The following is a 17,100-nucleotide window of genomic DNA, read 5'->3' as shown; positions in this document are numbered from 1 at the left end:
GCTCCTGTTCAGTTCGCCCACGGGAGCGGTTGTTCATTGGTGCCCCAGTACATGCTCTTCTGTTCCATGTACTGGAAGATGCCTTCGCGGCCCTTCTCGCGGCCCAGGCCGCTGTCGCGCCAGCCGCCGAACGGCGTCGAGACCGAGAACTGCTTGTAGGTGTTGACCCAGACCGTGCCGGCCTGCACCGCGCGGCCCAGCTTCCAGGCGCGCTTGAAGTCGCGGCTCCACACGCCGGCGGCCAATGCGTAGACGCTGTCGTTGGCCTGCGCGATCAGTTCTTCCTCGTTGTCGAAGGGCATCGCGACCAGCACCGGGCCGAAGATTTCTTCCTGGCTGATGCGGGCGTTGTTGGTCAGGCCTTCGAGGATCGTCGGCTGGTAGAAGTAGCCCTTGTCGTAGTCGGCGCCGTGCGGGCGCACGCCGCCCGTGCGGATGCGCCCGCCTTCGGACACGCCCAGGTCCACGTAGCGCTCGATGCCCTCGCGGTGCTTGGCCGTGATGAGCGGCCCCATCTGCGTGCGCTCCGAGGCCGGGTCGCCCACGCGCAGTGCGTTGGCGCCTTCGGCCAGCCGCGTGAGGAACTCGTCGTAGATGCCGCGCGCCACGAACAGGCGCGAGCCCGCGATGCACGACTCGCCCGACGAACTGAAGATGCCGTAGAGCACACCGTTCACCGCATGGTCGAGGTCGGCGTCGTCGAGCACCATGGTGGGCGACTTGCCGCCGAGCTCGAGCGACACCGGCATCATCTTGTCGGCCGCGATGTGGGCGATGTGCTTGCCGGTGGTGGTGCCGCCGGTGAACGACACGCGCTTGACCAGCGGGTGCTTGGTGATCGCGTCGCCGATCACCGAGCCCTTGCCCGGCAGCACGCTCACGATGCCCTTGGGCACGCCGGCCAGCTCGCAGATGCGCGCCAGCTCCAGCGCCATGAGCGGCGTGACTTCGGCGGGCTTCACGACCACCGCGTTGCCGGCCGCCAGCGCGGGCGCCAGCTTCTGGGCTTCGCTGGCAATCGGCGAGTTCCACGGCGTGATGGCCGCGACCACGCCCATGGGCTCGTGCACGCTCATCGTGACGAAGGCGCCGCGCGAGGGCGTGATGGTTTCTTCGAGCGTCTCGAGCGCGGCGGCGAAGAACTGGAAGGTGCCCGCGGCGCTGGCCACGAGGTTGCGGGTTTCGCTGATCGGCTTGCCGTTGTCCAGGCGCTGCTTCTGCGCCAGCGACTCGCCCTCTTCGCGGATCAGCTGCGCCACGCGGTGCAGCACGGCGGCGCGCTCGTGCGGCAGGCGCTGGGCCCAGCCGCTGGTGCGAAAGGCGTGGTCGGCGCGCGTGATGGCTTCTTCGACATCGGCCAGGCTCGCGGCCTTCAGGCGCGCGATGGGCTCGCCGGTGGCCGGGTACAGGCTTTCGTAGACGTCGCCGCCGCCCAGGCGCCATTCGCCGGCGATGCAGATCGGAAGGAGTTCGGTGGAGATCATGGGGTGACTCGGAAGGTCAGATGGCAAGCGGCGCGACGCGGTTGCGCAGCGCGCGCACGGCGCTGTACACGGTCAGGGCCGAGGTCTTGGGGTTGGCCGCGAGCGGCTTGTTGCGCATGGTCAGCGCGAAGCTGCCGAAGGCGCCTTCGGCTTCGACGGTGTGCACGTTCTCGGTGGTGGCCGGGTCGGCAATGAGGCGCACCAGCGTCTGGTCCAGGCCCAGGCCCGCGAGCGAGACGGTGGCCGCCACGTTGGCGTTCTTCGGATAGAGCAAGGCCGCTTCGCGCGCGCTGCCTTCGAAGATGATGGTTTCGTGCGCCAGCGTGTCCAGGTTGCGGCCCTGCTCGGCCGGCGTGCCTTTCCAGGCCTGCGGCGGCTTGCGCCCCGTGTAGCGCACGCTGTCCAGGCCGCCGATGCGGGCCGCGGCCAGCGCGTCGATGCCGCCGATGGCGCCGGGAATCAGCTGCACCTGCGTGCGGCCGGCGACGGCGGCGGCTTCGAGCTTCTCGGCGAAGCCCGTGGCCGACAGCGCGCCCACCGACGCCACCACGCAAGGCGTGCCGCGCGCCAGCGCGGGCAGCACGTGCTCCTCGATGGCGGCATGGCCGGCGGTCTCGACCACGAGGTCGATGCCGTCGGCGGGCACGGCGCTGCCCACCTGCGCGTCGGGCGCGACCTTCTGTGCGGCGGCAATGCCTTCGGCCGGCACGACGATGGCCACCACCTTCAGGGCGAGATCGCCGCGCAGCAGTTCGAGCACCGAGGTGCCGATGGCTCCGCAGCCGACGAGTGCGATGCGCGTGATGGCAGTGGTCATGCGTGGGGCTCCGCGTTCGCTCACTTGGCCGCGCCGAGCGCGGGAATCTGCGTGACCGTGTTGGTCGGCGGGCCGGCGAAGCTGGTCTTGAAACCGCCGATCGACAGCATGTCGATCTCCAGCAGGAACGGGCCGTCGGCGGCGAGCGCCTGGTCGAGCTGGGCCGGCAGGTCGGCCAGGTCTTTCACGCGGGCGTGCGGCAGCGCGATCGACTTGCACAGCAGGTCGTAGTCGGGCGTGTGCAGCTCGGCGTAGCACTGGCGCCCGCCGTACTGCGCGTCCTGGATGTTCTTGATGACGCCGTAGCTCTTGTCGTTCATGAGCACGATGACCATGGGCGCCTTCTCCTGCACCATGCAGGCCAGCTCGCCCAGGTTCAGGATGAAGCCACCGTCGCCGGCCAGGCAGAAGGTCTTGCGGCCCGAGCCCGTCACCGCCGCGCCGATGGCCGCGCCGATGGCCATGGGCATGCCCTGGCCGATGCCGCCGCCCGTGGCATGCACGCCGGCGCTGGGTTCGAACACGCGCAGCTCGCGGTTGCCCCAGGTGCTGTTGGACACCGTGACGTCGCGCACCCAGTTGAACTTGCGGCCGGCCACCGACTGCAGCTGGCGCACGAGTTCGGCGTACGGGCCGAGGCCGTCGCGCAGCGTGGCAACCGCCTGGTCGTGCGCGGCGCGCAGGTCGACCAGCAGCTGCGGGTCGGCCTGGTACTTCGCGGCTTCGAGGCGATCGGCCAGGCCGTCGAGGGCCAGCGCGGAATCGCCGCAGACAAAGGCCTCGGACGCGTAGCAGCGGCCTTCGGCGGCGGCATCGGCGTCGATGCGGTACAGCGGGCGCGGCAGCTTCAGTTCGTACTTGAGCGTCTCGTTGCCGCGCAGGCGCGAACCGACCACGAGCATCGCGTCGCAGGTCTGGTAGAAGGCCTCGACGGGCTTCTGGATGTTGTAGGCGCCGAGCGAACCGGCGTCGTCCTCGGGCACCGTGCCGCGGCCCTGCGTGGTCGTGACCACGCCGAAGCCCAGCTTCTGCAGGCGCTGGATCGCACTGCGCGCATGGCGGGCACCGCCACCGACCCACAGCAGCGGGCGTTTGGCGGTGGCCAGGCGCGCGGCCAGTGCATCAAGGCCGGGGGCCGAAGGCACGGGACGCTCGATGGGCAGCGGCGACAGGTCGGCCGGCATGGTCGTGAGCGCCGACTGGATGTCGATCGGAATCTCCACGCTCACCGGGCCGGTCGGCGCCGTCATCGCGAGCTGCACCGCGCGCTTGAGCGTGCCCAGCACCGTCTCGACGCTGCGCACGCGCAGCGCGGCCTTCGACACCGCCTTGAGCATGGTGAGCTGGTCGGGCGCCTCGTGGATGTACGACATGCCCTTGTCCAGGTACGGCGTCTCGATCTGGCCGGTGATGTGCAAGAGCGGCGCGCCGGCGGTCAGCGCCTCGACCATGCTGCCCGCGATGTTGCCCGCGGCCGGGCCGGTGCTGGTGATGCACACACCCAGGCTGGCGGTGGAGCGCGCATAGGCGTCGGCCATGTTGCCCGCGCCGGCTTCGCCGCGTGCCGAGATGAAGCGCACCGTGCCGCGCTGCGCGAAGGCATCGAGGATCGGCATGTTGTGGATCGAGATCACGCCGAAGGCTGCCTTGACGCCGCACTGCTCGAGGAACGCGGCGACGACGGCGCCGACCGTGACGGTGTTGTTGGGGTTATGCATGGCGGGAATGGCCTCCGGAGATGTCGATGTGGCTGCCGGTCGTGTACGACGCGAGCGGTGAAGCAAGGAAAAGGATCGCGCGCGCGGCTTCGGTCGGAAGCCCCAGGCGACCCAGCGGGATGTGTTTGGTGGTGGCGAGCTGGCGGCTCCAGGCAGCCCAGTCCTGCGACTTGTCCTCGCGCGCCTCGAAGCGGCGGCGCCACTGGCCCGACTCGACCAGGCCGATCAGGATGCCGTTGACGCGCACGCCCTGCGGCGCGAACTCGGTGGCCATGGAGCGCACGAGGTTCAGCAGGCCCGCGCGCGCGGCCGAGGTGGCGACCATGTGCGGCTCGGGCTGGCGTGCCAGCAGCGAGTTGGCGCAGACGATGGCGGCATCGCCCAGCACCGAGCGCTGCGCCGTGAGCTGCGGCAGGAAGGCGCGCGTCGGGTGGATGACCGAGAAGAACTTCAGGTTCAGCTCTTGCATCCAGGCCGCATCGTCGGTGTCGGCGAAGGTGGAGACACGCCCCTGCCCTGCGTTGTTGACCAGCATCGAGGCCGGGCCGAGCGCGGCCTCGCTGGCGGCGGCGAAGGCGCGCACCGAGGCGGCGTCGAGCACGTCGCAGGTCTGCGCGAACAGCTTGGCGTCGGGGTACTGGGCACGCAGGCCGGCCACGGCGGCATCGAGCCGTTCGGCATTGCGACCGCACAGCGCCACGGCGGCGCCGCAGCCCAGCAGCAGCTCGACGGTGGCCAGGCCGATGCCCGACGACCCGCCCGTGACCACGGCCACGCGGCCGGCCAGTGCGTCGGCGGCGAAGAAAGAGGAGGAAGGGGCGAAGGTCGTCATGGTCGATCGCAAATCAGTCGTCAGGCGCTGCGCAGCGGCACCACCTTGCTGGTGCGCGCGGGCGAGTAATTGAGCAGGCCCGAGATCTCGTCGGCGGTGCCGCGCACGCGCTGCACCATCTCGTCCATGCGGTTCTCGTCGATGTGGCCCGAGGTGATGGTGGCGCCCAGTGCCGCCACGATGTGGCCGCTGTGGTCGCGCACCGGTGCGGCGATGGTCGAGATGTTCGATTCGAAGAAGCCCTCGCCCAGCACATAGCCGCGCTGGCGGTCGGCCTGCACCATGTCGAACAGCTCGTTCACGGTCTTGGGCGTGCTCGGCGAGAAGGTCTCGAGCTTGTCTTCGGGGTACAGCGCGCGCAGCTGCGGCAGCGTGAGGTCTTCGAGCAGGATGCGGCCCAGCACCGTGGCGTGGGCCGGCAGGCGCGTGCCCACCGTGACCGAGCTGGCGAACGGCGTGGCCGGCGCCACCTTGGCGACGTAGACGATCGAACGGCCGTCGCGCACCACCAGGTTGCAGGGCGTGCGCAGCTCGTCGCACAGGCGGTTGAGCAGCGGCGTACCCAGCTGCGTGAGCTCCAGCGAGGCCAGGTATTCGAAGCCCAGGCGCAGCACGGCCAGGCCCAGGCGGTAGTCACGCCCGCCCTCGGCGCGCTCGAGGAAGCCCATGTTCTCCAGCGTGGTGAGCAGGCGGAAGACGGTCGAGCGCGGCAGGTCGAAACGGCGCGCCAGCTCGGGCGCGGAGAGCGTGCGGCTCTCGCGGCTGAACTCGCACAGCACGCGCAGGCCGCGCTCCAGCGCGGGCACGTTGTAGCGGTCTGCGCCCTCTTCCATCACTTCGTTGTCGGTGGCCATCTTGGAATTCCTCTCGGTTGTCTTGTTCGTGTCGGGTCAGCCGGCGAGCGATTCGCGCAGCAAGGCGGCGACGGCCTGCGGTTGTTCCACATAGCCGGCGTGACCCGCATCGTCCACCAATTCGAGGGGCACGCCGCAGCGGCGCGCGACTTCTTCGCAGGCAGCCGGCGGCGTGACGACGTCGAGCGCGCCGCAGGCCACGCGCACGGGCATCGGCGGCGGCAGGTCGGCCAGCAGGTCGGCGTTGCACAGCAGCTCGACGGCCTGGCGGTAGCCGTGGTCGTTCAGGCGCGCCATGTTCCAGCGCACCCACTGGCGGGCGTGTTCGCTGGCACCGTCGGACACGAGCCGGCCCGCGCGCTTGGCGGCCATGCCGGCAATGCCGAGGTCGTCGAGCGTGGCCAGGCGTTCGGCGCGCACCTTGGCACGGGCGTCGATGCGCGCGGCGGCGCCGTAGCCGATGGCGGGGCTCACGAGCACGAGGCGGCGGATGCGCTCACTGGCGCTCGACTCGCTGCGGGCGGCCGACGCGGCGACGATGGCGCCCAGCGAATGGCCGACCAGCACGCAGGAGCGGATCGACAGCGCGTCGAGCATTTCTTCAAGCCGCGCGGCGTAGTCGGCGGCGGTCGGCGCGGCCGAGGCCAGCGGCGTCGAGCGGCCGTAGCCCGGTGCGTCCCAGGCGATGAGGCAGGCCTGCGGCGCCAGCAGCGCCGCGGTGTCGAGCCACGAGGCCGCGCCCGAGCCGATGCCGTGCAGGCACACGATGACGGGGCCCTGCCCGCATTCGCGCACCGACACCACCGCGCCGCCGCCCACCGCGACGTCGCGGGCCGGAAAGCGCGCGTCGAGCCGCGCCAGCTCGGAAGCCGGCAGGGTCTGCGCGGAGATGTCGACGGTGCTCATGGCCTGTTCGCTCGCTGGTTCGCTCAGCGCTTGATCTTGGCCAGCGGGTGGTCGGCGGGGTACGTCGGCGTGACCGGCTTCTTGGCGCCGAGCATCACGCACATCAGCGCGTCTTCGTCGCCGATGTTGATCTCTTCGCGGTACACGCCGGGCGGCACCGAGATCAGGTCGCGGTCGGTCATGATGGTTTCGAAGCGCTCGCCGTCCTTCTCGATCACGACCTTGAGCTTGCCGCGGATCAGGAAGAACACCTCTTCCACGTCGGTGTGAATGTGCGGCGGGCCTTCGTGGCCGGCCGGGATCACCATGGTCGAGAAGGTGAAGTGCTCCGAGGGCACGGTGTTGGTGTCGGCCGCGACACCGGTGCCGCCGGTGCCCACGTAGCGCATCTGCGCGCGGCGGAACTTGGGGTCGAAGTCGGCCTGGAACTTCAGCGCGTCCCAGTCGTACTTGCGGGTTTCGTAGCGGGCGATGCGGGTGTTCATCCACTCGGCCAGGCTGCTGCCCTCGGGCTGCGCCAGGGTGTTGTTGATCTTCTGCTGTTCGGACAAATCGCTCATGGGTCTACTCCTTGGTCGGGAAATTCGGTCGGTGGTGACGGGTTCAGTGCATCGCGAAGCCGCCGTTGACGGCAAGCAGCTGGCCGGTGACGAAGCGCGCCAGGCCGGACAGCAGGAACACGGTCGCGCCGCAGACGTCGGCCGCCTGCTGTTCGCGCGGGATGGCGCGGCCTTCGAGATACTTCTGATGGCGCGCCATCGGCACGTACTCGGTGGCCTCGACCAGCGTGAGGCCGGGCGCCACGGCGTTCACCGTGATGTTGTCGCCGCCCCACTCGCGCGCCAGCGAGCGCGTCATGGAAATGACGGCGCCCTTGCTCGAGGCATAGGCCAGCAGGTTGGGCGCGCCCCACAGCGCCGTGTCCGACGCGAGGTTGACGATGGCGCCACGGCCGCTGGCCGCCAGCGCGGGGCGGCAGGCGCGGCCCATGAGCCAGCTGCCGCGCACGTTGACGTTCATCACACGGTCCCACATGTCGATCTCGAGCTGGTGCGCGTCGCGCCCGCCCGAATTGGTGATGGCGGCGTTGTTGACGAGGCCGTCGAGCCCGCCGAGCAGGCGCACCGCCTCGGCGGCGCCCGCCTCGATGGAGGCCGGGTCCGACAGGTCGATCGCCAGCGCGTGCGCCGTGCGGCCGGCCTCGCGCAGCGCCTGGGCCTCGGTCTCGGCCAGCTCGCCGAGGATGTCGGCCAGCACCACGCTCGCGCCCGCCGCGGCCACGCACTGCGCGAACGCCAGGCCCAGGCCGCGCGCACCGCCGGTCACGAGCACGCGGCGGCCGGCCAGCAGGTTGGCGGGCATCTCGGCCAGCAGCGACTGCAGGCTGGAGGGATCGGCGATGGCTTTGAGGTCGGTCATGGCGGGCGTCTCAGTGAAGTTCAGTCGGCCTGGATGCCGAGTTCCTTGATGACCTTGCCGAAGCGCGCGAAGTCGGCGGCGTTGGTCTTGGCCAGCACGTCGGCGTCGCCGCCCACGGGCGTGGTGCCCAGCACGGCCATGCGCGCGACGATCTCGGGCATCTTCAGGATCTCGTTGAAGTGGCCGTTGAGCGTCTTCACGATCTCGGGCGGCAGGTTGCGCGGGCCCCACAGGCCGTTCCAGGCGGTGAGCTCGACGTCCTTGTAGCCCAGCTCGGCAAAGGTCGGCACCTTGGGCGCGAGCGGCGAGCGCTCGCGCGAGGCCACCGCCAGCGGGACCATCTTGCCGTTGGGCATGTAGGGCGCCACCGGGCCGAGCGTGATGAAGGTCACCGGCACGTGGCCGCCGAGCACGTCGTTGACGGCGGGCGCCACGCCCTTGTAGGGCACGTGCGCCAGGCTGGTGCCCGAGGCGCGGGCGAACATTTCGCCCAGGATGTGCATCGGCGAACCGCTGCCCGGGCTGGCGTAGCTCAGCGACTTGCCGCCCTTGGCCGCGGCCACCGCGTCCTTCAGGCCGGTGTAGCCCTTGGCCCCGCTGGCCACGAGGAAGAGCGGCAGATTGCCGGTCTGCACGATCGGCGTGAAGCCGTTGAGCACGTCGTAGCCCGAGGTGCTGCCGGTCTTGAGCACCAGCTGCGCGATCGAGAAGGTGCTGGGCGCGAGCAGCAGCGTGTAGCCGTCGGGCGCGGCCTTGGACACGTAGGCGCTGCCGATGATGCCGCTGGCACCGGGCCGGTTGTCGACCACCACGGGCTGGCCGACGCGGGCCGAGAGCTTTTCGGCGTACAGGCGCGCCAGGGCGTCGGTGTCGCCACCCGCCGGATAGGCAACGACCAGCGTGATCGGCTTGCTGGGGTAGGTGTCTGCCCAGGCGAGTCCGGAAGCGCAAGCGGCGGCCAGGGAGACGGCAGCGGCGATGGCGAGGCGGCGAGTGTGTGTCATCGAGGGTCCGTGGAATCGGTGGTTTGTTTCACTAAAGAAACAACGATTTATTAATGGAACACCGCGAGAATACCGACGAAGACAACTTCATGACTAGGTAAAAACCCTAGTTGAGGTGACACCGGGGTGCGTGGCCCACGAAAAAGGGCGGCCGTTTCGGGCCGCCCTTCGAGGGGGAAAGCGTGGAGCGGCTACCCGCCGTAGCGCGCCACGGTCAGGCCTTCCATCTCGATTTCGGGCGCCCTGCCCGCGACCAGGTCGGCCATCACGCGGCCGGTGCCGGCCGCCATGGTCCAGCCGAGCGTGCCGTGGCCGGTGCTCAGCAGCAGGTTGGGCACGCGGGTGGCGCCGATCACCGGCGTGCCGTCGGGCGTCATGGGGCGCAGGCCGGTCCAGAAGGACGCGTCGCGCACCGGGCCGCCGCGCGGGAACAGGTCGGTCACGACGTGCTCGAGCGTGTCGCGCCGCCGCGCGTCGAGCGCCAGGTCGAAGCCCGAGAGCTGCGCCGTGCCGCCCACGCGGATGCGATCGCCCAGGCGCGTGACGGCGACCTTGAAGGTCTCGTCCATCACGGTGGATTCGGGCGCGCCGCTCGCGTCGGTGATGGGCACCGTGATCGAGAAGCCCTTGACCGGGTACACCGGCAGGTCGATGCCCAAGGGCCGCACCAGCGCGGGCGAGTAGCTGCCGAGCGCGACCACGTAGCGGTCGGCGGTGAAGGGGCCCTGGTCGGTGCGTACCGCGGTCACGCCCTTGCCCGCTTCGTGTTCGAGGGCCTGGATGTTCACGCCGAATCTGAATTGCACGCCCTCGGCTTCGGCCAGCTTGGCGAGTGCCTGCGTGAACTTGAAGCAGTCGCCGGTCTCGTCGCCCGGCAGGCGCAGGCCGCCGACGAACTTGTCCTTCACGGCGCCGAGCGCGGGTTCATGCAACACGCAGCCGTCGCGGTCGAGCACCTGGTAGGGCACGCCCGACGCCTTCAGCACCTCGACGTCCCTCGCGGTGCCGTCGAGCTGTGCCTGCGTGCGAAAGAGCTGCAACGTGCCCTGCATGCGCTCGTCGTAGCGGATGCCGGTGTCGGCGCGCAGCGCCTTCAGGCAGTCGCGGCTGTATTCGGCCAGCCGCACCATGCGGCCCTTGTTGAGTTCGTAGCGCGCCTGCGTGCAGTTGCGCAGCATCGACAGGCCCCAGCGCCACATGGCCGGATCGAGCATCGGCTTGATGACCAGCGGACTGTGCTGCATGAGCATCCACTTGATCGCCTTGACCGGCACGCCGGGCCCGGCCCACGGCGCCGAATAGCCGGGCGACACCTCGCCCGCGTTGCCGAAGCTGGTTTCGAGCGCGGGCGCCGGCTGGCGCTCCAGCACCGTCACCGCGTGCCCGGCGCGCGCCAGGTAGTACGCCACCGAGGTGCCGATGACACCGCTGCCGAGAATCAGGACCTGCATGACAACCCCTCCCTCTTGAAAGCCGCCATGGGCCTGAGAGTACAGGGTCGGCGCTTACAGGCCCAGCGAGTCCTGCAGTTCGCGCGCCGTCCAGCGCTTCGGTTGTTGCGGCCAGGCCTCGAGCAGCGCGACCATGCGCGCGTTGCGCGGTGCGCTCAGGCCGTGCTCCTGCGCGAGCCGCACCACCTCGCCGCTCAGTGCGTCGATCTCGGTGCGACGGCCCAATGCGAGGTCGTCGGCCATGCTGGAGCGCGCCTTGGCGTCGATGCGCAGCATGCGCGCCGCGACGATGCGAAACAGCCAGTCGGGCAACCGCAGCAGTCCGGGCAAGCGCCGCGCCGGCACGGCCGCCACCTGCGCGGGCACGATGCCGCCGGTGCGCAGCACGCCCAGCGTTTCGTCGATCAGCGCCGCGAAGCAGCGGCGGTAGCCGCGCTGCATGAGCTCGTCGCGCAGCGGCAGGCCCGACAGTGCGTTGACCGGGTTGTTGAGGTTGAGCAGCAGCTTGCCCCACTGCACCGGCAGCAGGTCGGCATGCAGGTCGAGCGGCACGCCGGCTCGCTCGAACACGGGCAGCCAGTCACGCAGCGCGGGGTCGTCTTCCGCGGCCAGCCGGCCGGGCGTGCCGCGGTGGAAGGCGCCGTCGTCGATCTCGGCCACGTTGTACGGCACCATGCCGGCGCGGATGTTGAGCGACGGGCCGGCCTGCCCCGCGGCGGCGCAGTTCGAGATGCCGTTCTGCAGCGAGACGACCGTGGTGCCGGCCGGCAAGGCAAAGGCCAGCTCGCGCGCCGCCTCGGCCGTGGCGCCGCTCTTCACGCACAGCAGCACCAGCGCGGGCCGAGCGCCCACCGGCACCTGCTCGCACAGGCGCAGCGTGGGCGCCGCGAGCTTGTGTCTGGCGCCGTCGAGGTCGGTGAGCGTGAGGCCGTGGCGCGCGAGCTTGTCGAGCACACGGGGACGGCCGACGAAGGTGACGGGCACGCCCGCCGCCGCGAGGCTGCCGCCGATGAAACAGCCGATGGTGCCCGCCCCCATCACGAGCACTTCACCGGGGATCGCGTCGGACATGAAGTGCTGTGTGGGTGGTGAGCGGAAAGGACCTCAGGTCCGTTGGGCGACCCAGGCCTGCACCGATTGCAGCGCGGCCGGCAGGCCCGCGGCGTCGGTGCCGCCGGCCATGGCCATGTCGGGCTTGCCGCCGCCCTTGCCACCGACCTGCTGGGCCACGAAGTTGACCAGCTCGCCGGCCTTGACCTTGGCGATGCTGTCGGCCGTGACACCGGCGGCGATCTGCACCTTGTCGCCGTCGACGGCAGCCAGCACGATGGCGGCGGTCTTCAGCTTGTCCTTGAGCTTGTCCATGGTGTCGCGCAGCGTCTTGGCGTCGGCGCCGTCGAGCTTGGCCGCGAGCACCTTGATGCCGTTGACATCCACCGCCTGCGCGATGAGTTCGTCGCCCTTGGACGATGCGAGCTTGCCCTTGAGCGCGCCCACTTCGCGTTCGAGCGTCTTGACCTGCTCGAGCACCTGCGAGAGGCGGCCCTGCAGCTCGGCGGCCGGCGACTTGAGCGTGGCGGCCACGCTGTGCACGGTCGATTCGAGGTCCTGCAGGTACGACAGCGCGTTGGCGCCGGTGACGGCCTCGATGCGGCGCACGCCGGCGGCCACGCCGCCTTCGCTCACGATCTTGAACAGGCCGATGTCGCCCGTGCGGCCCACGTGGGTGCCGCCGCACAGTTCGCGGCTGGTGCCGATGTCGAGCACGCGCACGGTCTCGCCGTACTTCTCGCCGAACAGCATCATGGCGCCGGTCTTCTGGGCCGATTCGAGGTCCATCACGCGGGCCTGCGTGGGCGCGTTGTCCAGGATCTCGGCGTTGACGCGCTTCTCGATCTCGAGGATCTGCTCGCGCGTGACGGGGGCGTTGTGCGCGAAGTCGAAGCGCGTCTTGTCGGCGTCGACCAGCGAGCCCTTCTGCTGCACGTGGTCGCCGAGCACTTCGCGCAGGGCCTTGTGCATCAGGTGGGTGACCGAGTGGTTGCGCATGGTGGCGGCGCGGCGCGCGGTGTCGACCGCGGCCTTGACTGCATCGCCGACCTTCAGCGTGCCTTGCGTTTGCGTGCCGTGGTGGCCGAACACGTCGGCCTTGATCTTCTGCGTGTCGTCGACACCGAACTGCACGCCTTCGGCCACGAGCACGCCCTGGTCGCCGACCTGGCCGCCGCTTTCCGAATAGAAGGGCGTGGTGTCGAGCACCACGATGCCGCTCTGGCCTTCCTTCAGCGCGTCGACGGCCACGCCTTCAAGGTACAGCGCGACGACCTTGGCGTTTTGTTCGAGGTGGTCGTAGCCGGTGAAGGTGTTGCCCGCGCCGGTGTACTCGACGTTGCGGTCCATCTTGAACTTGCCGGCGGCACGGCCCGCGGCCTTCTGCTTTTCCATCGCGGCATGAAAGCCCGCTTCGTCGACGCTCAGGCCGCGCTCGCGGCACACGTCGGCCGACAGGTCGAGCGGGAAGCCGTAGGTGTCGTGCAGCTTGAAGGCGACGTCGCCCGGCAGCACCTTGGCGTCGCCGGCCAGCGCCGCGTCGAGGATTTCCATGCCGTTGGCCAGCGTTTCGAAGAAGCGTTCTTCTTCGGCCTTCAGCGTATCGATGATGCGCTTCTCGTCGGCCACCAGCTTGGGGTAGGCGTCGCCCATGAGCTTCACGAGGTCGGGCACCAGCTTGTGGAAGAAGGGCTTCTTCTGGCCCAGCTTGTAGCCGTGACGGATGGCGCGGCGCACGATGCGCCGCTGCACGTAGCCGCGGCCTTCGTTCGAGGGAATGACGCCGTCGGCCACCAGGAAGGAGGTGGCGCGGATGTGGTCGGCGATCACGCGCAGCGAGTTGTTCGACAGGTCTTGCGTGCCCGTTTCGCGGCCGGCGGCCTTGATGAGCGCGTCGAAGATGTCGATCTCGTAGTTGCTGTGCACATGCTGCAGGATCGCCGCCAGGCGCTCCAGGCCCATGCCGGTGTCGACGCAGGGTGCCGGCAGTTTCTTGACCGAGCCGTCGGGCTGCATGTCGAACTGCATGAACACGTTGTTCCAGATCTCGATGTAGCGGTCGCCGTCTTCATCGGGCGAGCCGGGCGGGCCGCCGGGGATCTCGGGGCCGTGGTCGTAGAAGATTTCGGAGCACGGGCCGCACGGGCCCGTGTCGGCCATCATCCAGAAGTTGTCGGACATGTAGCGGCCGCCCTTGTTGTCGCCGATGCGCACGACGCGCTCGGGCGGCAGGCCGATTTCCTTGGTCCAGATGTCGTAGGCCTCGTCGTCCTCGATGTAGACGGTGGCCCAGAGTTTTTCGGCCGGCAGCTTGTAGACCTGGGTCAGCAGCTCGAAGGCCCACTTCAGCGAGTCGCGCTTGAAGTAGTCGCCGAAGCTCCAGTTGCCCAGCATCTCGAAGAAGGTGTGGTGGCGCGCGGTGTAGCCCACGTTCTCGAGGTCGTTGTGCTTGCCTCCGGCACGCAGGCAGGCCTGCACCGAGGCGGCGCGCACGTAGGGGCGCTTGTCTTCGCCGAGGAACACGTCCTTGAACTGGACCATGCCCGAGTTCGTGAACATGAGCGTCGGGTCGTTGCCCGGCACCAGCGAGCTCGAAGGCACCACCGTGTGGCCCTTGGAGGCGAAGAAATCGAGAAAGGTCTTGCGGATGTCCGCGACCGTGAATGTGGGCTGGCTCATCTTTGGATTTCGTCTGCTGTCGGGGGCGGCCTGGCGATGGCGACCCTGCGTCGAAACCACTGCGTTGAACCGGCCTAACTGCTTGATTTGCTTGAACAATCGATTATAGGTTTGCGCATGGTGCCCGGGCCCGCCGCGGGCCTTGCGCACGCGCGATCCGGGAGCCGGGGCTAATATGGACGGCTGAAGCGGTGCGCGCCCTCCCCGGCTGCAGCCTGTTTCTTCCCTGTTTTCATCGGCAACATGAATCAAGGAGCACGCATGGCGGGTCAGGCGTCGGAACACTGGAAGATCGAAGACCTCGATTTCTCCCGCATCGCACGCGAGCAGGTGCGCACGGACGAGAACCTCTTCTACCTGGTGGCGTCGGCCTCCTTCATCGAGAGCGGCTCCGACCTGTACACGCAGAACCTGGTCGATTTCTTCCGGGGCGACGACGAGGTCACCGAGTGGCTGTCGAACCACTGGGAGCAGGAAGAGCTGCAGCACGGCCGGGCCCTGCGCGCCTACGTGGACCACGTCTGGCCCGAATTTCCCTGGGAAACCGCCTACCGCGGCTTCCTCGACGAGTACGCCACGTATTGCAAGGTCGAGCTGCTGGCCCCGACCCGCGCCCTGGAAATGACGGCCCGCTGCGTGGTCGAGACCGGCACCGCCACCTACTACCGGGCCATGGCCCGCAGCACCACCGAGCCGGTGCTGCGCGACCTGGCCACGCGCATCGCGACCGACGAGGTCAACCACTACAAGCACTTCTACCGGTTCTTCCGCCGCTACCGCGCGCAGGAGCGGCTGAACCGCTTCCGCGTGATGGGCACCATCGGCCGGCGCACGCTGGAGCTGAAAAGCGAGGACGCCGACTGCGCCGTCCGCCACGTGCTGCAGGCCCGCGCCCCGCACCGCGCCGGCGACGCGGCCTACGTGCAGCAGCTGAGCGCGCACATGAACCGCACCATCCGCACCCACCTGAGCCCCGGCGCCACGCTGAAGATGTTGATGCGGCCGCTGGAGCTGCCGGCGCGGGTGCAGACGGTGATCCAGTACCCGATCCGGCAGTTCATGGAGCATGTCTTCCTGCGCTGACGGGCCCCAAACCCCAGAAAACGCCGGAAAACGCGCAAAAAAAACCCAGCACGATGCTGGGCTGAATCTCTGGATTGCTGTCACGCACAGAGAACCCGCACTTGAAGCGAGTCCGCAAAATTTAGGGCCCGGACCGCCCCCGGCTTGTCGGACAACACCGACAGTTCTGCACGATCGTTCGGACCGAGGGTATCCCCCGAAGCTCGAAAAAGTGCCAAATTCTTCACACTTTTTAACTTGTCCTACGGTTACGACATTTTTCAGCTGACATGCTGGGCGCGCGTCCTCGCCGAGGATGCACTTGCTGTCACGCAACAGGGCCGCAAAAGAAGAGCTCTCTGTTTGCCTTAGAGCGCGCCCCTTCGGGGGCCCCTCGAGATACCCGCTCCGGCGGGTATTTTTTTGCCCGCCACCGGGCCGACCGTCGCCCTACCACATCGCCATGACGGGTTTTCCCAATCCGGTGGGGACAATGTTGTGGAAAACCGTGTGTGCAGCGCGCGAAACCCTTGCCTGGCGGGGCCTGCAACGCGGTGCCTGCGAAAGAGGCAGCGAAGGTAAAAAACCCGGAAAAATATTTTTCCCGCCCGCTTTCCCCTCCGAGACCGGTCCACCGCCGCTCCGAACGGCGCTGAAAGAATTCATCAGACTCCCATCCCGAAGCCCCCGCTAGCATCGAACGACCCGGGCGGCCAGCCTGCGCCGCGCCGGGGACCAAGGGAGCAAAACATCGTGAAGTGGATCGTGGCTGGCTTTGTGGCGCTGGTTTTCTCAGTGCTGTCGTTCAACGCATTCATTGCCAACGACCTGAGCCGCCAGACCCGCGGCAACCGGCTCATCGCCATGCTGACCGACCTGTACGGCTGGCTGATGGGCACCCTGGGCGCCGTGCCGACGGGCGTGCTGTTCGCGGCGTGCGCCGTGGGCATCGTGGTGCTGGCGGTCCGGGACGGCAAGAAGGCGTCCTGAGCCATGCCGGTGACCACGCGCGTGGCCCTGCTCGACCCGCAAGGCACCACCGGACCCCAGCTGCTGCACAGCCTGCCCCGCCTGGGCTACGACACCCTGCGGTTCTCGAGTGCGGGCGACTTCTTTGCGTTGCTGGACAGCGGCCAGCCGATCGACCTGCTGCTCCTGGTGGTCGAGAACGAGCTGGCTTCGCGCAGCCTCTTCGCCGCCTGCCGGGCGCTGAACATCCCGACGCTGCTCATCGTGCGCGACAGGCGCTGGGAGCAGCTCATGCCCTGGCGCGACGCGCCGGGCTGGGACGACTTCATCGAGCTGCACGGCGCCGGCATCGACGACGCCATCAACGAACTGGCCTGGCGCATGCGCACCCTGCTGCTGCGCGCCCGGCAGGCCGCGCAGACCGCCAGCCTCGGCGCGGCGAGCTGGGGCCCCTACCGTTTTCTCGACATGGCCCACACGGTGCTGCTGCACGAGCGGCGCATCCGCCTGCAGCCGCGCCAGTACGCCTTTGCCGTCACGCTGTTCCGCAACGCCGGGCAGGTGATCACGCGCGAGTGGCTGTGGCAGTCGATCTGGGACAAGACCACGCCCTACGAAGGCACGCGCGTGCTGGACGTGTGCGCGGCCAACATCCGCAAGCGCCTGGACCTGTGCGCCGCGAACGGCTACGAGCTGCGCGCGGTCTACAAGCAGGGCTACCGGCTGGTGTCGGTGTTGCCTGGGCGCGAACCCGTCAAGGAGAGGGAGTTCACACGAAGAGGCCGGCCACGCCATGCCGCCCTTGCCGTGAATTGCTGACAGGCCCGGCCCTGCATCGGGCCGGGCCCCGGGCGC

General features: G+C 69.1%; 15 protein-coding genes. 3 read left to right on the top strand and 12 right to left on the bottom strand.

What is annotated here, in order from left to right:
- Window positions 1-8: 8 nt before the first annotated feature.
- The 12 genes from AC1RAA_RS02270 to alaS all read right to left on the bottom strand — a co-directional run bounded on the left by AC1RAA_RS02270 (window position 9) and on the right by alaS (window position 14,214).
- Complete coding sequence (locus AC1RAA_RS02270) at window positions 9-1,484, bottom strand: aldehyde dehydrogenase (RefSeq protein ID WP_062474590.1); 1,476 nt, start codon at window positions 1,482-1,484, stop codon at window positions 9-11.
- A gap of 16 nt (window positions 1,485-1,500) precedes the next feature.
- Window positions 1,501-2,301, bottom strand: coding sequence for an aspartate dehydrogenase (locus AC1RAA_RS02265; RefSeq protein WP_492726241.1), 801 nt, complete (start codon window positions 2,299-2,301; stop codon window positions 1,501-1,503).
- Window positions 2,302-2,321: 20 nt separating this feature from the next.
- Entirely contained in the window at window positions 2,322-4,019 is a 1,698-nt protein-coding gene (locus tag AC1RAA_RS02260; protein ID WP_492726240.1) for a thiamine pyrophosphate-binding protein, read from the bottom strand.
- Window positions 4,012-4,851, bottom strand: a complete 840-nt coding sequence (locus AC1RAA_RS02255) for an SDR family oxidoreductase (protein WP_492726239.1) — start codon at window positions 4,849-4,851, stop codon at window positions 4,012-4,014. The genes AC1RAA_RS02260 and AC1RAA_RS02255 overlap by 8 nt, the downstream gene beginning before the upstream one ends.
- Window positions 4,852-4,871: 20 nt before the next feature.
- Entirely contained in the window at window positions 4,872-5,705 is an 834-nt protein-coding gene (locus tag AC1RAA_RS02250) for an IclR family transcriptional regulator (RefSeq protein ID WP_070060330.1), read from the bottom strand.
- A gap of 36 nt (window positions 5,706-5,741) precedes the next feature.
- Window positions 5,742-6,611 carry an alpha/beta fold hydrolase gene (locus tag AC1RAA_RS02245; RefSeq protein ID WP_492726237.1) on the bottom strand — a complete coding sequence of 290 codons (870 nt, stop codon included), beginning with the start codon at window positions 6,609-6,611 and terminating at the stop codon, window positions 5,742-5,744.
- Window positions 6,612-6,634: 23 nt separating this feature from the next.
- Complete coding sequence (locus AC1RAA_RS02240) at window positions 6,635-7,171, bottom strand: cupin domain-containing protein (RefSeq protein ID WP_062474577.1); 537 nt, start codon at window positions 7,169-7,171, stop codon at window positions 6,635-6,637.
- A gap of 43 nt (window positions 7,172-7,214) precedes the next feature.
- Window positions 7,215-7,973: an SDR family oxidoreductase gene (locus tag AC1RAA_RS02235; protein ID WP_487847343.1), complete on the bottom strand. Its 759-nt coding sequence runs from the start codon at window positions 7,971-7,973 to the stop codon at window positions 7,215-7,217.
- 77 nt (window positions 7,974-8,050) lie between these two features.
- A complete protein-coding gene (locus tag AC1RAA_RS02230; protein ID WP_492726235.1) occupies window positions 8,051-9,034 on the bottom strand; it encodes a Bug family tripartite tricarboxylate transporter substrate binding protein in 984 nt (327 codons plus the stop codon).
- Window positions 9,035-9,225: 191 nt separating this feature from the next.
- Window positions 9,226-10,485, bottom strand: a complete 1,260-nt coding sequence (locus AC1RAA_RS02225) for a D-amino acid dehydrogenase (RefSeq protein ID WP_492726233.1) — start codon at window positions 10,483-10,485, stop codon at window positions 9,226-9,228.
- Window positions 10,486-10,539: 54 nt separating this feature from the next.
- Window positions 10,540-11,556 (bottom strand): 2-dehydropantoate 2-reductase, encoded by a 1,017-nt coding sequence (locus AC1RAA_RS02220; RefSeq protein WP_070060324.1) that lies wholly within the window; start codon window positions 11,554-11,556, stop codon window positions 10,540-10,542.
- A gap of 33 nt (window positions 11,557-11,589) precedes the next feature.
- On the bottom strand, window positions 11,590-14,214 hold the full coding sequence (gene alaS / locus AC1RAA_RS02215; protein ID WP_492726231.1) for an alanine--tRNA ligase: 2,625 nt from the start codon (window positions 14,212-14,214) through the stop codon (window positions 11,590-11,592).
- A gap of 261 nt (window positions 14,215-14,475) precedes the next feature.
- Between alaS and AC1RAA_RS02210 the strand changes: the two genes are divergently transcribed.
- From AC1RAA_RS02210 to AC1RAA_RS02200, 3 genes are all read left to right on the top strand, one after another.
- Window positions 14,476-15,297, top strand: coding sequence for a ferritin-like domain-containing protein (locus tag AC1RAA_RS02210; protein ID WP_492726229.1), 822 nt, complete (start codon window positions 14,476-14,478; stop codon window positions 15,295-15,297).
- Between the two features lie 732 nt (window positions 15,298-16,029).
- On the top strand, window positions 16,030-16,266 hold the full coding sequence (locus tag AC1RAA_RS02205) for a hypothetical protein (RefSeq protein WP_095744972.1): 237 nt from the start codon (window positions 16,030-16,032) through the stop codon (window positions 16,264-16,266).
- Between the two features lie 3 nt (window positions 16,267-16,269).
- The gene (locus tag AC1RAA_RS02200; protein ID WP_235944108.1) at window positions 16,270-17,064 is read left to right on the top strand and encodes a winged helix-turn-helix domain-containing protein; all 795 of its coding nucleotides are present in this window, start codon (window positions 16,270-16,272) and stop codon (window positions 17,062-17,064) included.
- The last annotated feature ends 36 nt before the right edge of the window (window positions 17,065-17,100 follow it).

This window comes from Variovorax sp. GW823-FHT04F07 (genome assembly GCF_058795995.1).
This window is presented reverse-complemented; position numbering and strand designations above follow the sequence as displayed.

Bases quoted from the DNA above. Each gene is read 5' to 3' on its own strand.
- AC1RAA_RS02270 (WP_062474590.1), bottom strand. From the start codon at position 1,484: ATGATCTCCACCGAACTCCTTCCGATCTGCATCGCCGGCGAATGGCGC.
- AC1RAA_RS02265 (WP_492726241.1), bottom strand. From the start codon at position 2,301: ATGACCACTGCCATCACGCGCATCGCACTCGTCGGCTGCGGAGCCATC.
- AC1RAA_RS02260 (WP_492726240.1), bottom strand. From the start codon at position 4,019: ATGCATAACCCCAACAACACCGTCACGGTCGGCGCCGTCGTCGCCGCG.
- AC1RAA_RS02255 (WP_492726239.1), bottom strand. From the start codon at position 4,851: ATGACGACCTTCGCCCCTTCCTCCTCTTTCTTCGCCGCCGACGCACTG.
- AC1RAA_RS02250 (WP_070060330.1), bottom strand. From the start codon at position 5,705: ATGGCCACCGACAACGAAGTGATGGAAGAGGGCGCAGACCGCTACAAC.
- AC1RAA_RS02245 (WP_492726237.1), bottom strand. From the start codon at position 6,611: ATGAGCACCGTCGACATCTCCGCGCAGACCCTGCCGGCTTCCGAGCTG.
- AC1RAA_RS02240 (WP_062474577.1), bottom strand. From the start codon at position 7,171: ATGAGCGATTTGTCCGAACAGCAGAAGATCAACAACACCCTGGCGCAG.
- AC1RAA_RS02235 (WP_487847343.1), bottom strand. From the start codon at position 7,973: ATGCCCGCCAACCTGCTGGCCGGCCGCCGCGTGCTCGTGACCGGCGGT.
- AC1RAA_RS02230 (WP_492726235.1), bottom strand. From the start codon at position 9,034: ATGACACACACTCGCCGCCTCGCCATCGCCGCTGCCGTCTCCCTGGCC.
- AC1RAA_RS02225 (WP_492726233.1), bottom strand. From the start codon at position 10,485: ATGCAGGTCCTGATTCTCGGCAGCGGTGTCATCGGCACCTCGGTGGCG.
- AC1RAA_RS02220 (WP_070060324.1), bottom strand. From the start codon at position 11,556: ATGTCCGACGCGATCCCCGGTGAAGTGCTCGTGATGGGGGCGGGCACC.
- alaS (WP_492726231.1), bottom strand. From the start codon at position 14,214: ATGAGCCAGCCCACATTCACGGTCGCGGACATCCGCAAGACCTTTCTC.
- AC1RAA_RS02210 (WP_492726229.1), top strand. From the start codon at position 14,476: ATGGCGGGTCAGGCGTCGGAACACTGGAAGATCGAAGACCTCGATTTC.
- AC1RAA_RS02200 (WP_235944108.1), top strand. From the start codon at position 16,270: ATGCCGGTGACCACGCGCGTGGCCCTGCTCGACCCGCAAGGCACCACC.